At 61.7% G+C, this 20,225-nt stretch carries 27 protein-coding genes; 5 read left to right on the top strand and 22 right to left on the bottom strand.

Going from position 1 to position 20,225, the window contains the following annotated elements:
- The first annotated feature begins 34 nt into the window (after positions 1–34).
- Positions 35–919, top strand: a complete 885-nt coding sequence (dapA, locus tag RTQ83_RS12730) for a 4-hydroxy-tetrahydrodipicolinate synthase (RefSeq protein WP_312514939.1) — start codon at positions 35–37, stop codon at positions 917–919.
- Between the two features lie 40 nt (positions 920–959).
- A complete protein-coding gene (gene bamC / locus RTQ83_RS12735) occupies positions 960–2,135 on the top strand; it encodes an outer membrane protein assembly factor BamC (protein ID WP_312514941.1) in 1,176 nt (391 codons plus the stop codon).
- 178 nt (positions 2,136–2,313) lie between these two features.
- Here the strand turns inward: bamC and RTQ83_RS12740 are convergent, their stop codons facing one another.
- The 3 genes from RTQ83_RS12740 to RTQ83_RS12750 form a co-directional block, all read right to left on the bottom strand.
- Entirely contained in the window at positions 2,314–2,592 is a 279-nt protein-coding gene (locus tag RTQ83_RS12740) for a hypothetical protein (RefSeq protein WP_290420729.1), read from the bottom strand.
- Positions 2,593–2,883: 291 nt separating this feature from the next.
- On the bottom strand, positions 2,884–3,363 hold the full coding sequence (locus RTQ83_RS12745; protein ID WP_312514946.1) for a hypothetical protein: 480 nt from the start codon (positions 3,361–3,363) through the stop codon (positions 2,884–2,886).
- Between the two features lie 17 nt (positions 3,364–3,380).
- On the bottom strand, positions 3,381–4,502 hold the full coding sequence (locus RTQ83_RS12750) for a cupin domain-containing protein (RefSeq protein ID WP_312514949.1): 1,122 nt from the start codon (positions 4,500–4,502) through the stop codon (positions 3,381–3,383).
- 78 nt (positions 4,503–4,580) lie between these two features.
- Here RTQ83_RS12750 and RTQ83_RS12755 point away from each other — a divergent pair, with 78 nt between their 5' ends.
- The gene (locus tag RTQ83_RS12755) at positions 4,581–5,114 is read left to right on the top strand and encodes a peptidylprolyl isomerase (protein WP_312514951.1); all 534 of its coding nucleotides are present in this window, start codon (positions 4,581–4,583) and stop codon (positions 5,112–5,114) included.
- A gap of 84 nt (positions 5,115–5,198) precedes the next feature.
- Here the strand turns inward: RTQ83_RS12755 and RTQ83_RS12760 are convergent, their stop codons facing one another.
- Both RTQ83_RS12760 and mutS read right to left on the bottom strand, forming a co-directional pair.
- Complete coding sequence (locus RTQ83_RS12760) at positions 5,199–6,164, bottom strand: hypothetical protein (protein WP_312514953.1); 966 nt, start codon at positions 6,162–6,164, stop codon at positions 5,199–5,201.
- On the bottom strand, positions 6,164–8,818 hold the full coding sequence (mutS, locus tag RTQ83_RS12765) for a DNA mismatch repair protein MutS (protein WP_409456108.1): 2,655 nt from the start codon (positions 8,816–8,818) through the stop codon (positions 6,164–6,166). Before mutS ends, RTQ83_RS12760 begins: the two co-directional genes overlap by 1 nt.
- A gap of 203 nt (positions 8,819–9,021) precedes the next feature.
- Here mutS and RTQ83_RS12770 point away from each other — a divergent pair, with 203 nt between their 5' ends.
- On the top strand, positions 9,022–10,329 hold the full coding sequence (locus RTQ83_RS12770; RefSeq protein ID WP_312514958.1) for an integrase family protein: 1,308 nt from the start codon (positions 9,022–9,024) through the stop codon (positions 10,327–10,329).
- Positions 10,326–11,243, top strand: coding sequence for a hypothetical protein (locus tag RTQ83_RS12775; RefSeq protein ID WP_312514960.1), 918 nt, complete (start codon positions 10,326–10,328; stop codon positions 11,241–11,243). The genes RTQ83_RS12770 and RTQ83_RS12775 overlap by 4 nt, the downstream gene beginning before the upstream one ends.
- Positions 11,244–11,255: 12 nt before the next feature.
- Here RTQ83_RS12775 and RTQ83_RS12780 read toward each other — a convergent pair whose 3' ends face one another.
- The 17 genes from RTQ83_RS12780 to RTQ83_RS12860 form a co-directional block, all read right to left on the bottom strand.
- The gene (locus RTQ83_RS12780) at positions 11,256–11,477 is read right to left on the bottom strand and encodes an AlpA family phage regulatory protein (protein ID WP_312514962.1); all 222 of its coding nucleotides are present in this window, start codon (positions 11,475–11,477) and stop codon (positions 11,256–11,258) included.
- Positions 11,474–12,085 carry a hypothetical protein gene (locus RTQ83_RS12785; protein WP_312514964.1) on the bottom strand — a complete coding sequence of 204 codons (612 nt, stop codon included), beginning with the start codon at positions 12,083–12,085 and terminating at the stop codon, positions 11,474–11,476. Before RTQ83_RS12785 ends, RTQ83_RS12780 begins: the two co-directional genes overlap by 4 nt.
- Positions 12,082–12,339 (bottom strand): hypothetical protein, encoded by a 258-nt coding sequence (locus RTQ83_RS12790; RefSeq protein WP_312514965.1) that lies wholly within the window; start codon positions 12,337–12,339, stop codon positions 12,082–12,084. The genes RTQ83_RS12785 and RTQ83_RS12790 overlap by 4 nt, the downstream gene beginning before the upstream one ends.
- Positions 12,336–12,530 carry a hypothetical protein gene (locus tag RTQ83_RS12795; protein WP_312514967.1) on the bottom strand — a complete coding sequence of 65 codons (195 nt, stop codon included), beginning with the start codon at positions 12,528–12,530 and terminating at the stop codon, positions 12,336–12,338. The genes RTQ83_RS12790 and RTQ83_RS12795 overlap by 4 nt, the downstream gene beginning before the upstream one ends.
- Positions 12,527–14,287, bottom strand: coding sequence for a DNA cytosine methyltransferase (locus RTQ83_RS12800; RefSeq protein WP_312514969.1), 1,761 nt, complete (start codon positions 14,285–14,287; stop codon positions 12,527–12,529). Before RTQ83_RS12800 ends, RTQ83_RS12795 begins: the two co-directional genes overlap by 4 nt.
- Positions 14,288–14,293: 6 nt before the next feature.
- The gene (locus RTQ83_RS12805; RefSeq protein WP_312514971.1) at positions 14,294–14,701 is read right to left on the bottom strand and encodes a hypothetical protein; all 408 of its coding nucleotides are present in this window, start codon (positions 14,699–14,701) and stop codon (positions 14,294–14,296) included.
- A gap of 14 nt (positions 14,702–14,715) precedes the next feature.
- Positions 14,716–15,594, bottom strand: coding sequence for a DUF2303 family protein (locus RTQ83_RS12810; protein ID WP_312514973.1), 879 nt, complete (start codon positions 15,592–15,594; stop codon positions 14,716–14,718).
- Positions 15,595–15,596: 2 nt separating this feature from the next.
- Positions 15,597–15,941 carry a hypothetical protein gene (locus RTQ83_RS12815; RefSeq protein ID WP_312514975.1) on the bottom strand — a complete coding sequence of 115 codons (345 nt, stop codon included), beginning with the start codon at positions 15,939–15,941 and terminating at the stop codon, positions 15,597–15,599.
- Positions 15,938–16,135, bottom strand: a complete 198-nt coding sequence (locus tag RTQ83_RS12820) for a hypothetical protein (protein ID WP_312514977.1) — start codon at positions 16,133–16,135, stop codon at positions 15,938–15,940. The genes RTQ83_RS12815 and RTQ83_RS12820 overlap by 4 nt, the downstream gene beginning before the upstream one ends.
- 10 nt (positions 16,136–16,145) lie before the next feature.
- On the bottom strand, positions 16,146–17,009 hold the full coding sequence (locus RTQ83_RS12825) for a ParB/RepB/Spo0J family partition protein (RefSeq protein WP_312514979.1): 864 nt from the start codon (positions 17,007–17,009) through the stop codon (positions 16,146–16,148).
- Between the two features lie 49 nt (positions 17,010–17,058).
- Entirely contained in the window at positions 17,059–17,448 is a 390-nt protein-coding gene (locus RTQ83_RS12830) for a hypothetical protein (RefSeq protein ID WP_312514981.1), read from the bottom strand.
- Positions 17,449–17,457: 9 nt separating this feature from the next.
- Positions 17,458–17,646 (bottom strand): hypothetical protein, encoded by a 189-nt coding sequence (locus tag RTQ83_RS12835; RefSeq protein WP_312514983.1) that lies wholly within the window; start codon positions 17,644–17,646, stop codon positions 17,458–17,460.
- Between the two features lie 102 nt (positions 17,647–17,748).
- Positions 17,749–17,982: a hypothetical protein gene (locus RTQ83_RS12840; protein ID WP_312514985.1), complete on the bottom strand. Its 234-nt coding sequence runs from the start codon at positions 17,980–17,982 to the stop codon at positions 17,749–17,751.
- Positions 17,979–18,239 carry a hypothetical protein gene (locus RTQ83_RS12845; protein WP_312514986.1) on the bottom strand — a complete coding sequence of 87 codons (261 nt, stop codon included), beginning with the start codon at positions 18,237–18,239 and terminating at the stop codon, positions 17,979–17,981. The genes RTQ83_RS12840 and RTQ83_RS12845 overlap by 4 nt, the downstream gene beginning before the upstream one ends.
- The gene (locus RTQ83_RS12850) at positions 18,236–18,523 is read right to left on the bottom strand and encodes a hypothetical protein (RefSeq protein WP_312514988.1); all 288 of its coding nucleotides are present in this window, start codon (positions 18,521–18,523) and stop codon (positions 18,236–18,238) included. The genes RTQ83_RS12845 and RTQ83_RS12850 overlap by 4 nt, the downstream gene beginning before the upstream one ends.
- Positions 18,520–19,041, bottom strand: coding sequence for a hypothetical protein (locus RTQ83_RS12855; protein WP_312514990.1), 522 nt, complete (start codon positions 19,039–19,041; stop codon positions 18,520–18,522). Before RTQ83_RS12855 ends, RTQ83_RS12850 begins: the two co-directional genes overlap by 4 nt.
- A 19-nt stretch (positions 19,042–19,060) precedes the next feature.
- Complete coding sequence (locus RTQ83_RS12860; RefSeq protein WP_312514992.1) at positions 19,061–19,849, bottom strand: XRE family transcriptional regulator; 789 nt, start codon at positions 19,847–19,849, stop codon at positions 19,061–19,063.
- Positions 19,850–20,225: the final 376 nt, after the last annotated feature.

Genomic DNA, 20,225 nt, shown 5'->3' on the forward strand with positions numbered 1-20,225 from the left:
TCAGACTTTTATAGAATTGCACGGTCCAAAGATTATGATTAAGGGCAGTATTGTTGCACTCGTAACGCCGATGTTCGAAGACGGCAGCGTTGACCGCGATTCCTTGCGCAAGCTGATCGACTGGCACATCGCCGAGGGCACCGACGCGATCGTCATCGTCGGCACCACCGGCGAATCGGCTACCGTGTCGCCGGAAGAGCATGGCGAACTGATCAAGCTGGCGGTCGACCACGTCGGCGGCCGCATCCCGGTGATCGCCGGCACCGGCGGCAATTCGACCGCGGAAGCGATCGCCTTGACCCGCCATGCCAAGGCAGTCGGCGCCGACGCCTCGCTGCAGGTGGTGCCGTACTACAACCGTCCGACCCAGGAAGGCATGGTCCGCCACTTCCGCACCATTGCCGAAGCCGTCGACCTGCCGATCATCCTGTACAACGTGCCGGGCCGTACCGTGGCCGACATGGCCAACGAGACCGTCGCGCGCCTGGCGCCGATCGACAATATCGTCGGCATCAAGGACGCCACCGGCAACATCGGACGCGGCATCGAGCTGCTCAAGATGGTCGACAAATCGTTCGCCGTGTATTCGGGCGACGATCCGACCGCGATGACGCTGATGTTCTGCGGCGGCGCCGGCAATATCTCGGTCACCGCCAACGTCGCCCCGCGCGCCATGCACGAGCTGTGCCAGGCTGCGATGGCCGGCGACATCGCGCGTGCGCTCGAGATCAACAACCGCGTGCTCGGCCTGCATGCCAAGCTGTTCATCGAACCGAACCCGGTGCCGGTGAAGTGGGCCCTGGCCGAAATGGGCAAGATGCCGGCCGGCCTGCGCCTGCCGCTGGCCCCGCTGTCGGCCGCCTACCACGAGACCGTGCGCGCCGCCCTGGTGGAAGCCGGCGTCCATACCCCATCCTGAACCCGCGAGGGTTCGGGCTCCTGACCTGACATCGAACGACATGACTAATCGCAAGAACAAGACCCTGGTATCCGCTCCCGTCCCTGCCGTCGCGCGCGTGCTGACACTCGGCGCGATCGCATTCAGCCTGGCGGCATGCACCACCGTGTTCGAATCGAACAAGGTGGATTACAAGGGCGCCAAAAAAGCCGCGCCGCTGGATGTTCCGCCCGACCTGACCGCGCTGCAGCGCGACAACCGCTACGCCATCCCGGACGGCCGCGGCGTCGCCACCGCATCGAGCTTCCAGCAGGGCCAGGCAGCCGCCGCCGGCGCCGGCCAGGTCGCCGGTCCGGTCTCGACCCAGACCATCGGCCCGATCTCGACCGACGCCGTGCGCGTCGAGCGCAACGGCGACCAGCGCTGGCTGGTGGTCAAGCAGACCCCGGAACAGCTGTGGCCACAGCTGCGCCAGTTCTGGGAAGACCAGGGCTTCGCCATCGAAACCGAATCGGCCACCACCGGCACCATGGAAACCACCTGGGTCGAGAACCGTTCGAAGATCCCGCAAGACTTCCTGCGCAACGTGATCGGCCGCGTGTTTGACAAGGCCTATTCGACCGGCGAGCGTGACAAGTTCCGCACCCGCCTCGAGCGCCTGCCGGATGGCTCGACCGAAGTCTGGGTCAGCCACCGCGGCGCCGAAGAAGTGCAGGTCGGCTCGACCAACACCGAGTCGTTCGTGTGGAAGAGCCGTCCGAACGACCCGGGCCTGGAATCGCAATTCCTGGGCCGCATCGTGGCGATGCTGACCGGCACCAAGGACGTGCCGGCCGCGCAAGCCACCGTCGAGAACGCTCCGGTGGCGCCGCAGCACGCCAAGCTGGTGGGTGACAAGGTCGAGGTCGACGAAGGCTACGACCGCGCCTGGCGCCGTGTCGGCCTGGCGCTGGACCGCGTCGGCTTCACCGTCGAAGACCGCGACCGCGTGCAGGGCATCTACTTCGTGCGCTACGTCGATCCGGACAGCGCGAACAAGGATGGCTTCTTCAAGCGCCTGTTCACCTTCGGCAAGTCGGAAGACGATGCGAAGGAAGCGCAGCGCTACCGCGTGCTGGTCAAGTCGGCGCAGGGTGCCAACGTCAGCGAAGTCACGGTGCAGAGCAATGACGGCAAGGCGGATACGTCGGCCACGGCGAACAAGATCCTGCAGCTGCTCAATGATGAGCTGAAGTGATCTGAGAGAACGCAACGTTCCATGAAAAACCGGCCCTCGTGGCCGGTTTTTTTATGTGCTTGTGAGAACCCAGGTTCGTATCGTAGTCACCAACGCAGCCCGATCGGTCCACGCACCAAACGTACAGACGAAAAAAAACCGGCCCGCAGGCCGGTCTTTCTGAATCAGAAGAATCTGATTACTTGGTTTCAGCAGCGGCCGAAGCAGCTTCCGAAGCGGCAGCCGAAGCAGCAGCAGCTGCGTCGGTTGCGGTGTTGGCAGCAGCAGCAGCGTCAGCAGCAGCAGCATCAGCAGCGGCTGGAGCGGTTGCGTCAGCAGCAGGAGCCACGGTGGTGTCGGTGGTGGTGACAGCAGCTGGGGTCTCGGTGGTTGCTGGAGCAACGGTGGTTTCTTCTTTCTTGGCGCAAGCAGCCAGGGTCAGAGCCATCAGGCCAGCGATCAGCAGGGATTTTTTCATGATTTTTCCTTTATATTTACAAATCGTGAGACTTGTTGCGAATAATAATTACCGGTAATTATTTCTCAGTGGAATTCTCGTGCTTGCCTATATAGCATAAATGCCATGGAGGCAACGGAACCTTCCTGGGCTGATATTATAGTCAATTTTACTAAATCGCAATAGCGCGCACATGCCGTAGCGAAATATTTTTGCGACTAAATAAGCTTTATATTGTTACAAGGTGCAACTGAGCAGTAAACGGTCTTGCGATCAACTCGGTTGACGCGATTTTCAATTATTTGCTAGTTTTTATAAGCCGGCGACAGTGGGTTGCAACACAATCCGCGACTCGGCCCAGATCGCCTCGAACCGATGGCGCGACAGCTCGATCACGGTCGCATCGCCGAACGACGCTTCGCCACGCAGATGGTCGCTGTGAAAGCGCCGCACGATATCGCGCTCATCCGCAATACAGAACGAATCGGTGAGCTGGCGCAAGCCGCGCGGCGTCTGGCGGCATTCGCACAGGTGGCTGTAGCCGCGCAGCAGGCGTAAAAAGCGGGGAGCATGGCGCGCGATGTGCGCCGGGTCGTGCAGCGCCAGGCGCAGGCGTCCGCCGCGCGCCAAGAAGGCGCGCAGCAGGGTATTGGCTTCAAGCGTGCCGAGCGGATAGACCGAGAAATCGGGATCGAACAGGTCGAGCTTGAGCCGCACCGCCTCAAGGCAGGCGCGAAACTGGACTTCCAGTTCGCGCCGGGTATCGAACTTCACTACGCGCGGCTCGGCCATGAAAGCGTCCCTCCGGCTCAGCCCAGTTCGAGCCAGCCGTCCTGGTACCAGGTGAACAAGGCTTCCAGCACGTCGTCTGTGGCCTTGTCGAGCAGGGCGCCATCCAGGCGGCGTTCGTTGGCCAGCACATCCAGTACCGCCTTGTCGGCGCGGCCGACGGCAAACGATTCGCCATTGATGAACACGTGCTTGCCGCGGTACAGCATCAAGGTCTTGCTCGACAGCTTCAGCCCTTTGCGAGCGGCCTTTTCCATGAAGCGGCCCATGGTCAGCGGATTTTCCACCGGGGTGAAGAACACGTTGTGCTTCGGCTCGGACAGGTGCTCGCCCAAGAACACGGTGACGTCTTCCTCGTCCCAGCGCACCTTGTTCAGCTCTTCGATGACGGTGGACAGCATGTCCTTCGGAATCTCGGCCGGGTTCTTGGACAGGGTCAGTTCCGGATCGGCATAGCGGCCCGGCAGGTCGATCGAGTCGGCCATGAACTGCAGGAACGATTCGCCCAGTTCCTGGAACGACGGCGAACGGAAGCCGATCGAATAGGTCATGCATTCGCCTTCGGCGATGCCGTCATGGGCGTAGTGCGGCGGCAGGTACAGCATGTCGCCCGGTTCCAGCACGAATTCTTCTTCCGGCTCGAAGTTGGCCAGGATCTTCAGCGGCAGGCCATCGACCAGGGTGAGGTCTTGCTGCGAACCGATCTTCCAGCGTCGCTTGCCGTGCGCCTGCAGCAGGAACACGTCGTAGGAATCGTAGTGGGGGCCGACGCCGGCACCGTCGGTGGCGAAGCTGACCATCAGGTCGTCCAGGCGCGCGTCCGGCACGAAGCGGAACTCGCGCAGCAGCGCGTCGGCGCGCTCGTCGTGCAGGTTGACGCCCTGGACCAGCATCGTCCAGTTCGGTTCGGTGCGCGGCGGCAGTTCGGTCAGCGGGCCGTGATCCATATTCCACTGGCCATCGCGCTGGGTGACGAGGCGCGATTCGACATGGTTCAGGCGCGCCAGTTCGGCCAGCTTCTCGAATGCGAGCAGCGGCTTGAATCCGGGAATGGCGCCACGGATCAATAAAGGTTTCTTATGCCAGTAATCGCGAAGAAACTGAGCAGGAGTAATATCACCAAGAAGCTGTAATTTTTTCATGCGACATTATAGCGGGCGCGAATCAGGACAGGTCGCCAACGAGGTTATAATCCCGACCTTACAACGAAAGGATGTGCGATGAAGATTGCCAAAGATACGGTCGTAACGGTCAACTACAAACTGTCGGACGCGCAGAACAACCTCATCGAGGAAGGTTCGCAACCGATGGTGTACCTGCACGGCGGCTACGAAAACACCCTGCCGAAGATCGAAGAAGAGCTCGACGGCAAGGAAGCTGGCTATGCGTCGACGATCCAGATCGAACCGGAAGACGGTTTCGGCGACTACGAGCCAGAACTGGTCAAAGTCGAAGACCGTTCGCGCCTGCCAGAGCCGATCGAAGTCGGCATGCAGTTCGAAGGCGTGGCCGACGGCGGCGACGACGAGCCGGTGATCTTCACCGTCACCGAAATCGCCGAAGACAAGGTGGTCCTGGACGGTAACCACCCGCTGGCCGGCATGGCACTGCGCTTCGAACTGTCGGTGCTCGACGTGCGCGCGGCAACCGCCGAAGAAATCCAGCACGGCCACGTGCACGGAGCCGGCGGCCACCATCACGAGATGGAAGACAGCGAAGAGGGCGACCACTTCCGTAGCCAGCCGCTGCAGTAATCGAGGATCGGACCGGATTCACTCGCGTCGAGCATGGCGCGAGTGAATCCGGCCGGCCATTCAGGCAGTAAGCGCAACCGCCGCTTACTGCTTCGCGTCTCCCACCGCGAACTCCGCTTTTTTCCCCACCGTCACGTCCACCTCGACCGCTTTCGCGCCCACCGAGAGCTGCCCGATATTGCCTTTCCATTCGATCTGCGGCTTCTTGCCCGGCACGTCACCGCTATCGATCAGCAGCACCTTGCCGTCGAATTTGACGGCGCGCGCCTGGATTTGCTGGCGCGTCGCCTCGAACCCGTCCTTCACCTCCGGCGCACGCCGCAGCAAGCCGCGCAAGCCTTCCGGATTGCCGAGGTACAGCGGCCGCACCGCGCCTTCCGAAAACAGCACCACCGCTTCCGCCTTGTCGCTGCGCGCGATCGCGAACAGGCGATTGAGCCAGAAGCGGTTGGCCACCGTGCGGTCTTCGTATTCGCTGTTGCGGCCTGCCGCCGGCAGGTAATGGTTGTTCCCGGCCGGGAGGTTGATGGTGGCGTACAGCACCTTGCCGATCTTCCAGTGCGCATTCTCGGCATAGCTGCGAAAACGCGGGCTGGCCGACAGGCGCGTCACCCCGATCTTCTCGAGGCCGAGCGACTCCGGCTCGCCGTACAGCAGCTCACGCAGCCGGTTCAGGCGTTCGATGGCATTGGTGCGATTGAGCGAATTGCGGCAGCCGGTCCAGTCGCTGCCGGCCAGCGACACGATCACCGGCCGCTTGGCCTTCTCGATCATGTCGCGCCGCTTCTGGTACAGCCGGTCGCCGCAGCTCTCTTTTTCGCCCTTGATCCCGTTCAGGACCACGAAGGCGAGCGACTTCTCGGACGAATCGGCCAGCGCCTCCTTCAGGCGCGCGTCGCCATCTTCGGTGACGCCATGCCCGATCACCGCGAACCGGTGCGCGTTCTCGACCTTTGCGTCCTTCTTGTCCCTGGCGCCGGCAAGCGGCGACAGGGAAAGCAGGACGGCGAGCGCGCCGGCAGCGAGGAAGGGCAGGCGTCTTGGCGGCATCAGGAGGCCAGGCGCTTCAGTTCGTAAAGGCGCTCGAGCGCTTCACGTGGCGTGAGCGCATCCGGGTCGATGGCGTCGAGCGCATCGCGCAGGCCGTCGTCCTGGGGTGCGGCGAACGAAGGCGCAGCTTCCTCGGCCTCGGTTTCCACGTCGGTCGACGGCGCCGCGAACAGGTCCAGCTGCGGCGTCGCATCCAGCGCCTGCGCTTCGAGTCGCGCCAGGTGCTTGCGCGCGGCCTTGATCACCGCCGGCGGTACCCCGGCCAGCTGCGCCACCTGCAGACCGTAGCTCTGCGACGCCGGACCGTCCTGCACCGCGTGCAGGAACACGATGCTGTCCTTGTGCTCGACCGCCGACAGGTGCACATTGACCGCGCTCGGATACGACTCCGGCAACTGGGTCAGCTCGAAGTAGTGGGTCGCGAACAGCGTGAAGCTGCGGCTCGATTCGATCAGGTGGCGCGCGATCGCCCATGCCAGCGCCAGGCCGTCGAAGGTGGAAGTGCCGCGGCCCACTTCGTCCATCAGCACCAGCGAATGCTCGGTGGCGCCGTTCAGGATCGCGGCCGATTCGGTCATCTCGACCATGAAGGTCGAGCGGCCATTGGCCAGGTCGTCGCTGGCGCCGATGCGGGTGAAGATGCGGTCGATCGGGCCGATGTTCGCGCTCTGCGCCGGCACGTAGCTGCCGACGTAGGCCAAGAGCGTGATCAGCGCCACCTGGCGCATGAAGGTCGACTTACCGCCCATGTTGGGGCCGGTGATCAACAGCAGGCGGCGGTCGTTCGACAGGCGGCAATCGTTGGCGATGAAGCGCTCGATCTGGTTTTCGACCACCGGATGGCGGCCTTCAACAATGGTCAGGCATGGCGCATCGGTCAGCTGTGGCGCGCACCAGTTATGGCGCAGCGCGTGGCTGGCCAGTGCAACCAGGGTGTCGATCTGGGACAGGGCGCGCGCGATGGTCTGCAGGCAGCCGATGTGCGGCGCCAGGTCGCCAAGCAGCTGGTCGTACAGCATCTTCTCGCGCGCCAGCGCGCGGTCCTGCGCCGATAGCGCCTTGTCTTCGAAGGCTTTCAGTTCAGGCGTGATGTAGCGTTCGCAGTTCTTCAGCGTCTGGCGGCGGCGGTAGTCGTCCGGCACCTTGTCGGCCTGGCCGTTGGTGACTTCGATGTAGAAGCCGTGCACCTTGTTGTACTCGACGCGCAGGTTGGCGATGCCGGTACGGGCGCGCTCGCGCGTTTCCAGGTCGACCAGGAACTGGCCGGCGTTCTCGGACAGCGCGCGCAGTTCATCCAGCTCGGCGTCGAAGCCGCGCGCGAACACGCCGCCGTCGCGCACCATGGTGGCCGGTTCCTCGGCCACGGCGCGCACCAGCAGGTCCAGGCATTCGCCCGGCGTCGTCAAATCTTCGTGGATCTCGCGCAGCAGCGAGGTGTCGCCCGGGATGAAGCAGCGCGCCACCTGCTCGCGCACCGTCGGCAGCACCTTGATGCCGTCGCGCAGGGCGGCCAGGTCGCGCGGACGCGCCGTCAAGAGCGCCACGCGCGTGGTGATGCGTTCGATGTCGGGCACCTGGGCCAGTGCCGACGACAGGGTCGCGCTGGCATCGGCCTGCAGCAATGCCTCGATCGACTGGTGGCGGCTGCGCGCCACGTTCTGGTCGCGGCGCGGGTGGTGCAGCCAGTGACGCAGCAGGCGCGAGCCCATCGCGGTGCGGCAGCCGTCCAGCAGCGAGAACAGGGTCGGCGATTCCTGGCCGCGGATGGTCTCGGTCAGTTCCAGGTTGCGGCGGGTGGCGGCGTCGAGGCCGATGTATTCGCTTTCGGATTCGCAGGCCAAACCGCGCACGTGCTGCAGGCCGCGGCCCTGGGTCGACTGCGCGTACTTGAGCAGCGCGCCGGCGGCGCCGAACGCGGCGCCCATGCCATCGGCACCGAAGCCGGTGAGGGTGGCCACGCCCAGCTGCTCAAGCAGGGCGCCGTGGCCCTTGACCACGTCGAAGTGCCATTCGGGCACGCGCTGGGTGTGCGCGTGCGGCGACTCGTTCTCGAACATGTCGGCGCAGTCGGCGCGCAGGATCTCGGCCGGCGCGATGCGTTCCAGTTCATGGTTCAATCGCGCCTCGACCGCGCGCGCCTCGCCCGAGAATTCCATCAGGCGCAGGTTGCCGCTGGCGAGCGACAGCCAGGCCAGGCCGGCGGTGACGGTCTTGCGCTGGTTGAGCAGGCACAGTGCCAGCAGCGGGCGCTCGGCTTTTTCGGGCAGCAGGTCGGAATCGGTCAGGGTGCCGGGCGTGACCACGCGCACCACCTTGCGCTCGACCGGGCCCTTGGACAGGGCCGGGTCGCCGATCTGTTCGCAGATCGCGCACGACTCGCCCAGCTTGACCAGCTTGGCCAGGTAGCCGTCCAGCGAGTGGAACGGCACGCCGGCCATCTTGATCGGCTGGTCGCCCGACTTGCCGCGCGCGGTCAGGGTGATGCCGAGCACGCGGGCCGCCTTTTCGGCGTCCTCGAAGAACAGCTCATAGAAGTCGCCCATGCGGTAGAACACCAGCATGGTGGGGTAGTCGGCCTTGATGCTCAGGTACTGCTGCATCATGGGGGTGTGTTCGCTCTTTGCGGCTTTTGTAACTCGTTGATCCAGCGGCATTTTTATATCTAAGTGCATGATTCGTTTGGGCTTATAGGTGGCGCGTCAAAATCTGGGAGTGGTCACTACACATCATAACGAGTCTCTACACTCTTCGGTTTAGCGTAACTTTTACTGATTACTTCTGACAAGCTACGCTACAATTTCTACCTGTGCCATCGACGATGGCGAAAGTTACGCCAACCCTACGCCAGAGACTACAAATGCAATTCGATGCGCGCGCTGCCAAGCTGCTACAGCCAGGTCAACACTTTACCATTTCCGACTGCCAGGGACTTCGCCTTGAGGTGTCAACGAAGGGGCGGACATGGACTTATCGATACAAAAGCCCGGTAGACCAGCGCATGCGTCAGGTGAAGATTGGGAGTTGGCCAGAGATGTCGCCAGCGCGCGCGGAGGTTGAGTGGGAGTCGCTACGTGACGCTCGCTCAGCAGGCCGGGACCCTGCCGTCGAAAGGAGGGCTTCCCGCTTAGAAGAGAAGGCGGCAACTGTGTTGGCGCGGACTGCAGCGGCAAAAAGGTTCACTGTGCGAAAGCTATGGCAGATCTACTTCGAAGGCCACATCGAGAAGAACAGGAAGCCGAAGGGCATTGACGAGACCCGACGGACCATAGAGAAGGTGCTTAATGAGCACCCGGACTTCGCAGACCTCGACCCCGCGAAGGTATCTCGCGCGATAGCATTTGACCTCCTCCAGGCATACACCGCGACGCCAGTGCAGGCAGCGCGAATCCGGATGGAGCTTGGGGCGGCATGGGAGTATGGACACGATGCGGGACGGCTCGATTCCGAAGTCCCCAACTGGTGGCGTCAGATCATGAAGGGTAAGTTAAGGAGCAAAGGGCGTGTTCGCGAGGGAGAGCGAATCGGAACCGGGAAACGCGTTCTGAGTCCAGCGGAAATTGGTCTGCTGATACCATGGCTCCCGAACTTCTCGCGGCTGGTCGAAGATGTGGTCACGCTGTATATGTGGACCTGCACTCGAGGAAGCGAAATTCTTGAAATGGAAGCGAGCGAGATTACCCGGGAGAAGGACGGGCTTTGGTGGACAATTCCCAAGGCTAAGACTAAGAACTCCTGGCGCGATGGCGCAACTGACTTGAGGGTCCCGCTAGTGGGTCGCGCTGCTGCTATCGTACAGCGGAGGGTACAGACAGCCGAGAACGGATACCTTTTCCCTTCGGCTGGAAGCAGCGGGCACGTGGAACAAAAGACAGTTAGCGCTATGGTATGGATGCGCCAGCCATATGCAACGACTAGACCTGGCTACCAGCGTTCCCGGCTCCCAGTTTCGCACTGGTCAGTGCACGATCTTAGAAGGACAGGGCGCACACAGCTTGCCGCAATTGGTTGCGATGCCGATATCGCTGAAGCGGTTGTCGGCCACATGCCGCGAGGGATCGAAGGGGTCTACAACCTCCATCGGTATGATAGGGAGCGTCGACACTGGCTAACGAAGTTGAGCGAGCATTACGAATCATTGGCAACAATCGAAAAAGGTCAGCTATGAGCGAGTATTTTCTAAAGCGTAGTGCGCTGTCTTGGCCATTCAAGCTGACGATAACGCCGGAACAGTTTGAGGAGCTTAACTGTGCGGTTCAGTTGCAGCTCGAAGCGCTATATATAGAACAGAAATATGACTTTGTTGTCGAGAACTATCTCGAATTCGAGGAGACTATTCTTCAGTGTGGATTGAAGTATATGATTCTCGATAACCAAGATCGGCTTTCGATTAATGTCGAAACTGCGCTTTTCAATCGCCGGATTATGAATTTTCTGACAGCGTATAAGACCTACGATGATACCTACCGCCAGCACATCAATCGAATGTTCAACCGTGATCGTGACGTACTACGGGCAGCGAAAAAACCATTTTCGGAAGAGTACGATAGCCGGGTAGGTTACTGGATGGTTCCGAAGATTCGTAACTTCGTGCAGCATCAGGGTTTTCCAATGCACGGATCTGCTTACGGCTCCCGGTGGTGCAAGAATTTCGAAGGGAAGGATCGAAATCGATACACAGTTGATCTGCACATCGACCCCATTGAACTGAGCGAGGGGAAGTTCAACTTGGACATACGCGATCGCCTGGCCAAGATGATTCCAAAACTTGATTTGAAGTTTCTGATTCGAGATTTCATGGAAGGATTTTCCACTGCGCATCACAAAAATCGCGAGCTTGTTAATGGCCGATTAGAGTGGGCGCTGGAGTATGTTCAAAGTGCCATTGATAGCTTCCTGAGTGTTTCTGCATATGAAAGCCATTTGGGACTTGTAGCGTTCGCGCCCGATGGCCGACGAGTTAGCGTAGCCACCTATGCAAATGATCAAAGACTGTATTTGGTTAGAAAGAATCGAAAGCTCACGCGCTTGTCGGATCGCTATATCTCCAGCGAAATCGAAAGTGACGAAGTCGAACCGTAATTGATTGCCGGTTTAGTTCGCAATCCTGCGAGAGGTATTTGGTGGCGGGGCTAGATCAGAGATAGGTCTTGCTTCCGCCCATTCTTCGATCTCGCGCACAAGCCATGCCACTCGCCGACCGGATAGCTGTCGAGGTTTCGGAAATGCACCCTCCCTCACAAGCCGCTGCACGGTCGACGCGGCCAGCGCGACCGCTCTGGCGACCGCGTCCAGTTCCAAATAAATCGGCTTCACGACTTCTTCCCCTCTCCCTGGCCGCCGTCGAGCTGGGCGGCGCGCGCTGCGCAATCGGCGCGGAACGCCTTGAAGGCATCGAACGTCATGAAGCGGTGGTAGCCAGAATTTGCGTAGGCATCCATGTCGGATTGCTGCGGCAGTATCGGCGCTTCCGGTGTGCCGGGGGCGCTAGGGGCGGTAGCCAGGAGTTCGGCCAGCTTGTAGTCCCTCTGGTCGCTCATGTGCACCCATGCAGCGTTGGCCAGCACGCCGGCCGGCGCTTCGGCCCGTTTCAGGACATCGAGTGCGAATGCGCGCTGACCGGACAGTCCGGGCACATGCATTTTGTTCACCACCAGGTCCAATGCATACACCGCTTCGTCCAATGTTACAGCTGCTCCCCGAGGCCCGGTCTCCGCATGGGCGGGTAGTGGCTGCAAGCTTTCGCCGGCGAGGTAAAGCGCGCCAGGCACGACACCACCGGTAGCGAAGGGCGGGGCGCCGTCGACTAAGCTGTCGAAGTGGCGCAGCAGCGTGGCGCGATACTGTTCGATTGATTGAAACGTGACCGCATATGAGTCGTTGGCGATGAGCTGGCGCACTGCCTGCAGGGTCAAGTTCGTCATGCTGGGATTCCTTCCATATTCGTTGGTCGTATTTCGATTTCGCTGCTGTCGATGCCGCCCGCCATGCCGGCCAAGTACACGGTCATCGAGATGTGCCCGCCGTCGCGGTTGGCGGTCAGGCAAGTGATGAAGTGGTTCTTCTCGCGGTAGACCACCGGCCGTGCGCAGTGCATCGACTTGAGCAGCAGCAGATGCGCGCGGTAGGCGGCCGGGTCGTTCGGCTCGTCCTGGTTGGTCGCTACTGGTCCGGTCACGCGGCCTCCTTGACCTGGTTGGCTGCGTCTCGCATGCATGACGCGCACGCGCCGTACTGGACGAGCTGCTTGGCCGTGACGACCTTCCCGCATGCGCAGCGACGGCGGCGCAGGGTGATAGGGCGCTCGGCCGCGGTCTGCTGGCGGTACAGGTCCGAACTGAGCCGGCTTGTGGATCCGAAGCTGCTCATGCCGCCCTCGCCATCAACTGCTCATGGGCGTTGTTGGCGCGCAGCACGGCCACCGCCGGCGGCGGCGACACGCTGTTTCCGATCATCCGCACCTGGGCCGAGGTCGATAGCGGCTTCGTTACCACGCGGCCGCGCTTGTTGACCTTGGTATGTAGCGGATCCAGCTTGTATTCTGGCGGGAAGCCTTGGGCGTTCGCGAGCTCGCGTGGCACGAGCATGCGCAGGCCGATGTCGACCACCTCCATCAATTCGCCATTGATCGTCACCAGTTCCGGCTGCGTGGCGTCCTTGAGGCTGGGGCAGTACTCACGCAGGAACGCGCGAATCATTTCGCGGCGGTCGTCCGCCTGTCCGGGGTGCGACAGCGTCGTGCGCATCTCGGCATGATGCGTTCCGCCCGCGCTGACCGTTGCCAGTGGCTCGTTGGTCGCTGCTGCGGTGCTGGTGCCGCGCAACTTGACCAAGTTGCTCGTGACGACCGCGTGGCGGTTCTCGGTCACAATAGTGCCAAGCGGGCGCGTCACGTCCCATACGTCGCGGGCGCCATTGCTCTTGTTGTCGATGCCCACCAGGTGCGCCGTGACCAGCGACGTGTGATCGGTCGTCGTCACAGTCGGTGCCGGCTGCTCGACGCTCGCGCCCACGACGCCACCGTAGTGTTTCGCCAGGTACGCGCAGGTGACGCCCACGCGGTCCTTCGTGACAATGGTCGGCGCTGGACGGTCGATTGCGACGTTCTGGCTGCCGCTCTTGTAGTACTGGACCAGCGACGGCACGACGATCGCCCGATGGTTCTCGGTCGTAAGCGTGCCCAGCGGCTGGCTCGTCGAGACCGGCTTGCCGGCGTATGCCGCTCCCCCGCACCCCACGATGTAGGGCTGTGTCGCATCCTTGACGTACCGTTCAAAGCCGCGGCCAACGCGCCGCAGCGTGGCATCCGCCAGCGGCTTCTTGCGGCCGAAGATCGAGCGGCACGGGATCGACCAGTCGATGCAGTCGGCCGCCGTCACGAACGGCAGCAGCTTGCCCGACTTGACCTCCTTCGAGCCTGGATCGCCGTGCGTCGGCTCTGGCCAGCTGATGGCGATGCCGTCGCGGCGCATGACCATGAACAGACGCTTGCGGATCGTTCCGGCACCGAAGTCGCAGGCGCGCAGCACGCGCCACTCGACCTTGTAGCCCAGGCCCTGGTAGATTCGGCCAAGCGGAAAGTCCTCGCCCAGCGTTGCCCGGATTTCTTCCAGGTCGGGATGGTCCTTCGGCAGCCCGGTGGTCAACGCCAACACGAACGCGGCGAAGGTGCGGCCCTTGTGTTCCTTGATCGGCCGGCCCTTTTCGTCCAGCGGTCCCCAGCCCAAGAATTCTTCAACGTTTTCCAGGTAAATGGAGCGAGGTGCCAGCAGCACGCCCCACTTCAAGACGACCCACGCAAGGCCTCGGGTAGTCTGGTCGAGGATGTTGAAGCCCTTCGCCCTGGAGAAGTGTGTGCAAGTCGGCGAGAACCAGGCTGCGCCGAGCGGGCCGTCGCCAATCTCGCGAAGCGGGTCGACCAGGAAGACGTCCTCGCGGATGTGGCGCGAGGTTGGATGGTTCGCCGCATGCATGGACAGGGCTTCGCCGCAGTGGTTGATGGCGATGTCGGGATCGCGGCCGAAAGCCTGGCGGATTGCCTCGCTGGCGCCACCGCCGCCGGCAAAATTGTCGGCGATGCGCTCGTGGCCGAAGTCCATCGACAGGGTGAATGCGTCACGCTTCATGTTCTATTATTGGTTGGTGGATGGATCGGCCACGGCGAAGAACGCTTCAACCTCGGCCACTGCGCGGTTGAAGCGCTGCAGCGGGATGCGGTGCAGCGCGGCGTCGATGTTCGCGACGACCTGGCGCAGGCCGGCGGCCTCCTCGCACTCCACGGTGATCGCACCCGACTGCTCATAGCGATCGCAGATCGAGTTCATCAACACCGTGCCGGGCGCCAGAAGGTCAGGGCGCAAGCCGGCGCGCGGGAGGGAAGCCAGCATCTTCGACAGGGTGTTGTAGGCGTCGATAGTTGGTAGGGCGGCGAGCGACTCTCCCGCCATGCGGATCTCCAAGGCGAGGCGATCACGGCTCATCGTCATCATTGGAACGTTGGCCCCGGCCTGAAACTCGGGGCGGCGGTGAAATCGTGGCATGGCGGGCTCGCTGCTTACGGCTTGCCGATGAGGACGGTGAAGCCGTTCTCGCGAGCCTGGTCGACGTATGCCTGGAAGGCGTCCTCGATCGCGTTGTCGGCGCGATCGAGCTCGTACCAAAATTTGAGCTTGCCGCCACCGAGGCGGTACTTGAGGCGCGCACGGACCTTGTAGCCGTCGCCATTCTTGAAGATGCGCAGGCCGAGGGTGAACTCGCGCGGGATCTCGATCATGCCGGTGCCGGCGCGCGCGTCGACGGTCTCGCTGTACGCGAACTGGACCTGGCCGTTGTCCAGGCGCTTGTGGCTGCTGAAGTTGACTTCGGTCTTGGCCTGGAGGGTCAGGGCGACCTGCAGCAGAGTCTCGCCCGAAGGTTCGACTACGTCGGCGATGTTGTCTTCGAGGAAGATGGCGAAATCTTCCTGCTCCATCGGCTTCTTGTTGAACTGCAGCCAGTTCGTGAACTCGCGGCTCAGCTCGGCCTTGTACACGGCGCGGAAGTCGCGCCAGCCGGCGTGGTCGTCATCCTTGTCGTGCTCGTTAAGGACAGCCGTCAGCGTGCGTGCGTCTGGATCGGCGTAGATGTAGGTTTCGTACGCCTCGCCCTGGTCGGCCACGTAGACGTTGAAGCTCGACAGGTCGCCCAGTTGCACGGTGCCGGTCTTGCGCTTGGGGTATTCGCCCGCCTTTTCCATCGAAGCCGACAGATCGATGTGTTTGAAGCCTTCCGGAATCACCAGGTGCGTGGTGCCGTTGATCTCCTGGATCGCGCTAGCGGCCAGCGACAGAGCGCCGATCTTCTCGATCGTGCTTGCGTCGAAGTGGGTTTGCTCGATGGTGCTCGCGATGCTGTTGCCGGCGATGCCGGTCGTATTGTTCGGGGCGTCGTTCACGTTCAGGCTTCCTTAAAGGTCTGTGGTTGGGATGGGGTGGCCTCGCGCAGTTCGAGCGAGTGCTGACGCGGGTGGTTGCGCGACAAGTTGTTGTCGTCGGTGAGCCAGTAGAAGTCCTCGCCGCGCTCTGGTTTCGGCAACTTCACCGCGACGGTGTCGGTGATCGTCACCTTGTCGACGTCCGAGCCGCGGCTGGCGGGCTTCACCTTCAGCTTCAGGGTGATCTCGCCGGCCTTGCCGGTTTCCTTCACGGCGGCGAGCAGCTCGGCCAGCGTGGTCGACAGCTCAGCGTGCGCGCGGCCGTCGCGCAGGTCTTGCAGGAAGACGGCGAATGCCTTGCCGCTCATGCTGCCTCCGCGTGCTGCAGCTCGTTGACAGGGACGCGCCACGGCGCGCCGTCCAGGGTGCCCGTGACACGCACGACGGCGACTTTTGCGCCGTTGCCGATGTCGGTCATGATTTCGGCGACAGTGCCGTGCTGCGGGCCGGCTTCGCTGTCGAACTTGACGGGCGAGCCGGGGCCAATTGGATTGCGATCCATGGTGGTCCTTTCAGGTGGTGGTGTAGGAAGCTGCGTTCGCGAGCAGCGTGTGCAGGTCGTCGCTGTGGGCGACCTCGTTTGGTACTTGGAACTTCATCGTGTAGGTGCGATGCGTCTCGCCTGGAAACGGCCATCCCTGCGGCTGCGCATTCGCAATGAGCCAGGCCACGATGAACTTGTCCGCCGGCTTGCGCGGGCCGCTGCTGCGCGCCAGCGCCTTGGGCGTGACCTTTTCCTTGCCCTCGGCCTTCGCTTGCTCCAGGCCCTCCTGGATGACCGCGCCGGCCTTGCTGCCGTGCTGCTTGACCATCTTGAGCGCTGCGGTGCCGGAGATGAGGCCCGCGTTGACCGCCTGGTGTACGTCGCTGTCTGCCTCGGCCAGCTGGATCATGTCCTTAACGTGCTGGCCGGACTTGCCACGGCGGTTCGCGATCTGCGGCTCGGTCCAGCCGAAGTCAATCAGCTTGCGGTACTGGACGCCGAGCTGCAGCGGGGTGAGCGCCAGGCCAGACGCGCTATTGAGCATGTGCGCCACGCGATCGGCGTCATTGCCACGGAAGTGGCGGCAGTCCAGCGCTCTGATCTCGAAGCCTTCAGCGATCGCCTTGAGCGCAGCGGCGTGACGGTGGTGGCCGTCAACGATCAGGATGTGACCGTCATCGACGCGCACCTCCAGCGGCGGGAACGTGGCGCCGTTGCGCATCGCCAGCGACATCTCGGCCACATGGTCCGGGTTCAGGGGGCGGGCGTTGAATCCTTCCTCGATCTCCAGGAGGTGCGGGGCGACGGCGAACGAGGTCACCTTCGACACGTCGTCGCCGTGAATCTTTTTCTCGGCGGCGACCTTGAGGGAAACGAAATCAGGTTTGGTCATTTGTTGTCATCGGCGGCCATGCTGTGCCGCCTGTCCGTGATTGATGGAGTCAGTACTTCTTGCCGCCTTCGGCCAGCCGTGCCTCGGGCTTGTGGTCGGCGCGCTGCATGTTGAAGGCGATTTTTTCGGTAATCGTCGCGCCCAGGTCGAAGCCTTGGCTGCCAGCCAGATCGAAGATCCTGATCACCGCGTCTGCCAGCTCGACTTCGAACATCTTGCGATGAGGGAGCTTGTCGTCCATCAGGTCCTTCCGGTGACCTTCCATGGCTTCAGCGACTTCCGAGGTGATCAGCATCAGCATCTCGCCTGTGTTGCGAACGATCCGTTCGCCGGTGCTGGGGTTGTTCCACCAGCCGCCCTCGACGGCTGCACCATGGCATTGCTGGGTGAGTAGGGCGCCAGCTGCGAGCAGCTGCGGTGCGTTCAAGGAAAAGCTCATATAGGTCCTTCAATCGTGGTCGTTGGCCTGCAGCTTCTTCACATCGATCCGCGCTCGGCGCTGCATGTGCCGGCGGGCGACGGCCTCCAAGATGATCTTGAGGGCGGGGTGGGTGAGCATCTCGTCCAGGCCGGCGTCGGTGCGGAGCGCGCGGTGCGCGACTTCGAGGGCGGCGCGGTCTGGCGAGATGCGGTGCATGGTCAGCTCCGGTGCATCCGGTGATGCCGTGCCAGAAGCACCGCCTGGAGGCGCGGCTTGCCGATGAATCGGTAGTAGCGATAGAGGGTGAGGAAGCTCATGTCACACCGCCTGGATCGACATCAGCGGGAATGCCGGCTCGATTCGGGACGGCGCTGGGCAGTCCAGCAGGCCCCAAAGCATCGCGTCGAGTTCGTGGTCGCCGAGGGATTCCATCGAAGCCGAGAGACGCGCAACGAAGTTCGCCAGGCGGCGCTCTTCGTCTGCCGGCGCGTCCTTGGTGGCATTGGTGGCGCAGCGCTTGATCGCGTCGCGGAAGGCGGCTGCGGCCATCATTGCGCGGCCTCTGCCTGGTGTTGTGACCAAATGACCTTGCCTTCATCCACGCCGGCGTAGAAGGCGTCGCAGTCCACCGTGCCCGGCGCATAGGGGCGAGAAAGTGTGGTGCTGGTAGCGCGACTAGCAAGCAGGCTGAATACACCGAGCTTGTAGGGGTAGCTTCGCGGATCGCGAGGGCGGTCGAACGCGTTCTTCATGAGGCGATCGACCAGGTCGTTGCCGGACTTCGGCCATACGGTTGGGACGGTGGTCATGCCCAGAGATCCCCTTTAACGGTAATGCCGCAAGGGACGTCGCCGAACTCAGTTGCAGCCCGCTCGGCAGCTTCGCCAGCGGACAACGCTGGGATGACCATGGGGTGGTCGATGTGGGCAGTGCGGACGACTACGCGGTAGATTTTCATGTGCGCCTCATCAAGGTTGATGAGGCAATTATGGGGATTCCGGTAAAGGCAGTCAACCGGTTTTCCCATATTTTTGTCGAAAAAAAACCCCGCGAAGGCGGGGCTGGCGTAGGGCGAGCTGTTAGACAGCGTCAACTAGATCGTTTCAAGACATGCTCAACCACTGGTTTTAAGTTATTCAACCGCTTCCCTGCGCAGTGAGAGTTCCAAGGCTTAGCGGCAGTGCTAAATTTGCCCTTTGCGTAGACGGTCTGCTCGAAGTTGACGCCACCGAAGCCGTTTTTGGCCCTGTACTCAACGCATACCACGCTTGCGTCGTCGTTAACGTAAACCGACTCCCATTTCACTGAGTCCGGATCACGCAAACCGTGTTTGAGGGCAGTTGCAACGAAGATGGCGCGCTCCGAACGTGCTTTGGCGGCTGCTTCCTCAGCAATCTGTTCCGCCGTTTTAACGGCTGGGCCAGGTTTCTCAATAGGCTCGTCTTTACCTTTTGGAGAAAAGACCGAGACAGCGATACTGACGGCGATAAGTCCTAAGATAAGCCGTCGAATTGGCCCCATTGTGGCGCGCGGCTTGGCGCCACAATGTGGGCATGCTTCTGCCTCGGTGCTAATTCGCGCACCGCACTCAGCACAGGGTTTTAATGCCACCAGCTTATCCTTCCAATTGCTATAGCCTGCCTGTGACCATGCGCCCAGGTTGATAGACAACACGACCAACGATGTCGCACTGGCCGCTACGTACGTTCACTCGACCAACGTCTGGATTCAAAGAGTTGAGATACCACTGATCGCCCACCAGCAGCAGTTGCTTAACGCAAGCCTCTCCGTTGAAGTTCACAGCATATAGCTCACGACTACGTGGCTCTCGATCGGCCGTATTGATGACTACCAAGTCGTCCTCAAACAACATTGGTTCCATGCTGCAACCTTTAACTGCGAAGGCCAAAAGCATGTGTGGAGTTAGTTGGTTCTGCTCGATGAGCGAAAGGGGCATATGTAGTACCCCACCGTCCTCAAGCACAGGCTCTGTCTCGAATCCACCAACTCCTGCGCGGAGCTTAAGCTTGACCTTGCGGATGGGTACAGTTTGAGGCTCGTCCCCGATCCTAATAGTCGCAGGGCTTTTCAAAAATGGTGTATCGAGATTTTTGTCTGCATGGACCGCGCCTTGCTCGGGCACCATCGGCCCCTTGCCTGCTTCCAGCCATAGCGGGCTGACGCCCAATGCAGCTGCGAGAGACGCAACAGCAGTTGTCCCTTGCGATTTTCCGACCTCAAGGTCTGAAATCGTACTTTGTTTGAGGCCACTGCGCGCCGCCAACTCAATTTGAGAGATCTTTGCTGCGGCGCGGGCCTGCTTGATTCTGGCTCCTATCGACATACCGATATTATCCCGCAGCATCAAACCGGAATTCCGGTTGACAGAAAATACCGGTGTTCCCATAATGTCTTCCATGGACATTCCTCATACGATTTCGGGCCTTCGTAAGGCCGGGTTGACCCAGACGCAAATCGGTAGCGCAGTGGGTCTCAAGCAAACGTCGATCAGCGACATGGAAGCGGGCAAAGCCGGAATCAAGCGCCCGTCCTATGCCGTTGTCAGCGGTCTACAACAGCTCGCGCAGCTTCACGGGGTGGCAACTGAGCCAGCCTCGGAGTTGAGCACTGAGCCCAGTTCGTAGGCCCACGTTACCCCTGTTGGGGTGAAATTTGCCCGTAGCTTCAAGAGTGGGCCGCTCTGCACGTACACGGTCAATTCCATAGCCAAGGTGTCATCCCCAGCAGGGCGATGAAACTTTCGTTCGGTCTCTGAGTTGCACATAGGAAATAGT

This window comes from Massilia sp., assembly GCF_031995545.1.
In the GTDB taxonomy this organism is placed as follows: domain Bacteria; phylum Pseudomonadota; class Gammaproteobacteria; order Burkholderiales; family Burkholderiaceae_D; genus Telluria.